1 protein-coding gene is annotated in these 564 nt (G+C 32.4%); it reads left to right on the top strand.

What is annotated here, in order from left to right; genetic code table 11:
• Positions 1 to 44 precede the first annotated feature (44 nt).
• Positions 45 to 564 (top strand): DUF1376 domain-containing protein (locus ACFIJZ_RS10140; protein ID WP_375632051.1); only part of this gene is annotated, 520 nt, incomplete at its 3' end.

Raw genomic sequence — 564 nt, forward strand, 5'->3', positions numbered from 1 at the left:
AGATAATTTCACTTGCAATAATAATAAAGAAAGGGAGGTGAAGTATGTCAACTAAGTTGCCATGGACGAGGCTTTTTGCAGACAAGTGGGCAATAGTTGTTGATTATTTGCCTGCTGTAGAGGGCAATATCTATATGCGATTACGGTTACGTATGTTGCATACTGGTGAACCTCTTTTTTATAATATTAAAGTTTTATCTAATTACACTGGTTATTCAGTGAAGAAGTTTGAAGCGGCACTGAATGTTTTGCTTGAAGAAGGATATTTCATTCGTTTAGCAGATGGTCGCTTGTGGAATTTAGATGTTGAGGAAGAACTCAATAACTCTAATGAGAATTTAAATAGACTCTCAGAAAAAGCTATAAAAGCTGCGAATACTAAGAGAAATAAGCAGAAAGATAATTCATCAAGAGAACATGATGATGTCATCATGACATCATCACGAGGTCATGATGACATCATGATGAGTTCATCACGACAACACATTAACATTAACAATAACAATAACAAAAAAAATAAAAATATTATTTTATCAAAAAGAGAAATTGATTTTGAAAATTTAG

Source organism: Bartonella sp. CL70QHWL, assembly GCF_042194855.1.
GTDB lineage: Bacteria > Pseudomonadota > Alphaproteobacteria > Rhizobiales > Rhizobiaceae > Bartonella.